This is a genomic window from Nitrosophilus sp., from assembly GCF_982775275.1.
Genome location: NZ_CEXZHP010000181.1, coordinates 1 through 2991 on the forward strand (window position 1 = coordinate 1; position 2991 = coordinate 2991).

At 29.9% G+C, this 2991-nt stretch carries 3 protein-coding genes; all 3 read left to right on the forward strand.

Features of this window, described 5'->3' with window-relative positions; genetic code table 11:
* Window positions 1-1083, forward strand: a 1083-nt coding sequence (locus AC30RD_RS07800) for a methyl-accepting chemotaxis protein (RefSeq protein ID WP_489493896.1), incomplete at its 5' end; no start/stop codon positions are given.
* A gap of 3 nt (window positions 1084-1086) precedes the next feature.
* On the forward strand, window positions 1087-1731 hold the full coding sequence (locus AC30RD_RS07805) for a hypothetical protein (protein ID WP_489493897.1): 645 nt from the start codon (window positions 1087-1089) through the stop codon (window positions 1729-1731).
* Between the two features lie 9 nt (window positions 1732-1740).
* Entirely contained in the window at window positions 1741-2760 is a 1020-nt protein-coding gene (fliG, locus tag AC30RD_RS07810; RefSeq protein WP_489493898.1) for a flagellar motor switch protein FliG, read from the forward strand.
* Window positions 2761-2991: the final 231 nt, after the last annotated feature.

Consider the following 2991-nt stretch of genomic DNA (forward strand, 5'->3'; position numbering starts at 1 on the left):
ATGAAAATAGAAAAAACTTTATTTTTATGGGTTACTAGCTTAACGGGTTTATCATTGATATTCTCTTTTGCATTTTTATTAACTAATTGCGAAAATATTAAAAATCTTTTTCTTTTTATATTACCCTTTGCTATTTTTTTGGTTTCTTTTTTGTTTGCTTTTTTTATCTATAAAGATATTAAAAAATTTAAAGATAATTTAAAGGAGTCTTTATATTTACTAAATAAAGAAAAAAACGTAGATATTGATTTGGTTTTGACAAAATTTGTTGATGAGTATAATGATATTAAATTTAGATTTAATGAAATTCAAAAAAAGTTAAAATATTTTTCTAAAAATATAAATAAAATTTTTATAGAAGCAAAAGAAAACAATAATTTTCTTCAAGAAGAAATATTTGAGCTTGCTTTATCTGTGGAGCTTCTTACAAAATCAATTATTGGAATAACATATAATACGCAAAAAGTTTATAGATCAATAGTTAATGTAGATAAAGAAGCTCAGGAAGGCTTTGAAATAATAAGTGATACGATGGAGAGCGTAGAAGTGTTTGCCGATGAAATCGTAGAGATAAAAAAAGATGCTAATAACTTGGCGGAAGAGTCTGTTAAAATCGAAGAGATGGTAAAAAATATTAAAGAAATATCAGATCAAACAAATCTTTTAGCCTTAAATGCCGCAATAGAAGCCGCGCGTGCGGGAGAACATGGTAAGGGTTTTGCTGTAGTTGCGGATGAGGTTAGAACATTAGCAAATAAAACAATTCAAACTACCGATGAAATTACCGATATAGTAAATCACATCTCAGACTCAATTAAAATTTTAACCATGAAACTTCAAAAACAGAGCGAAGAATCGTATCTTGTAAAAAAAGAGATAGATAGGGCTAAGAATGTATTTGAAAATATTGAAAATGATCTGGAAAAAGTAGTTGTTGGAACAAAAAATATCTCAAAATTAATATCCGAACAAAAATCTTCGTTAGATTTTGTTAAAGATTGTGTTTATGATATTGAGATTAATGGTAAAATATGTAAAGATAGTTTGGAAGCAATTGAAAAAGAGACAAAAAATTTAGGATAAGTTATGTCACTAAAACAGGATAGCAGATATGAATCTTATATAAAGATTGAAAGAAAATGCGAAGATGGTGGCAAAAAAGTTGAATTTAATCTATTGTTCAGTTTGAAAATAGAAGATATAAAAAATAACGAAATTATTTTTTATAGAATTAATCCGTTAAAAGTTATTGATATCTTAAAAAAAAGTTCGCAATTTTTTCTTATAGAAAAAAATAGCGATAAAAAAAATATCTATTTAATTGAGGTAAATGATATAAAAGGTGATAAAATTTTTGCAAAAATAGTGTCAAAAACGGATATTTTTGATAGAAGGAGTTTCGAAAGATTTGTATTGTGTCCTAGTGATTTTGGGTATTTTGATGTTTTAGCCAACAATAAAAAGATTTGTAATAAAGCATATATAGAAGATATTTCTATAACCGGACTAAAACTTTATTTGCCAAAAAAAATAGAGGGTTTAAATTTTAAAGAACTGGAAATTTCTCACTTGTCAAATAATATAAAAATAAAAATTGATATAGAGACCGTTGAAATCGTAAAAAATCATGATCATACTTTAATTAGGGGGAAAATAACAGGCTCAAATTTTAATATAGCAAATTTAATTACGAAAAAATATATTGATATTTCTAAAAAATTTTTAATTTAAAGGATTAGAGTGGAAGAGAAAAAGAGTAATTTAAAGGGTATTCAAAAAGCCGCAATATTTTTATCAGCACTTCCTGAGGATAAAAGCGTTAAAATTTTTAAAAATTTAAAAGAACATGAAATAGAAAGACTTGTTAAAGCTTTTTTAACTATTGAAACTCCCACTAAAGAGCAGTTAAAATCCGTTTTAGATGAAGCTTATAACTATTTAAAAGAGATTTCTCCTGTAAAACTTGCTCCAGAACATTTGAAGTCTATTTTACAACAGGCTCTTCCTCCCGATGTATTAGAAAAATTGTTAGAGGAGACTTTTAGCTCCGAAGAGGGAAAACAGATTTTTAAAGAGTTGGAAAAAATGGACCCAAAAGCCGTTGCGGGAATCATCAAAGATGAACATCCACAAGTTATCGCTTTGATTTTATCTCAAATCAATCCGTCTAAAGCTGCCGAAATTTTGCAATATATTCCAAAAAGAGCGGGAGTTACAAACGTCCAAGAAGAAGTTATACAAAGAATAGCTTCCATCGAGAAGATATCAAATCAAACCCTAAAAGTGGTAGCCCATACTTTGGAAGAGGAACTTGCCTCAATGGGTGCTGGTAAGGAAGAGACTTTAAGCGGTATAGATATTGCCGCCGAGATCGTTAATGCTCTTCCAAAAGAGACTCAGCAAGAAATACTTGACGATATCAAAAAAGAAAACGAGATACTTGCTACAAATATAGAAGAGAGAATGTTTAAATTTGAAGATATTGTTAAATTGGATAACAAAGCGATTATTGAGATTCTTAAAAACGTCGATAAAAATGAGCTTTTGGTTGCTCTAAAAGGTGCATCGGAAGAGATACTAAATAAATTTTTGGCGAATATGTCAAAAAGAGCCGCGGAGATGTTTGTAGAAGATATGGAAGTGCTTGGACCTATGAAAAAGAGTGACGTAGAAAAAGCGCAAAAGAAAATTATCGAAGAGATAAAAGCCCTTATAAACAAAGGTGTGATTGATTATGGAAGCGGAGAAGAGTATGTGTGATAGGGATTTGTTTCAAGGCGCACTTACTACTTAACCACTCAACTACTTTAACTTTTTTAACTAAACAAAACCGCAAACTTGCTTCGTTTCACTCAGCTTTGTTTGCTTCAAGGTAAACCAGCCGTTCGTATGCTCGTCACTAAAATCCTCAGGTTTCGGACTCGCATATACTCACGGCTTTCGCTCGGGCACAGAGGCAAAGCAGTTTGCCTCTTAAAGCCTAACGGCTTT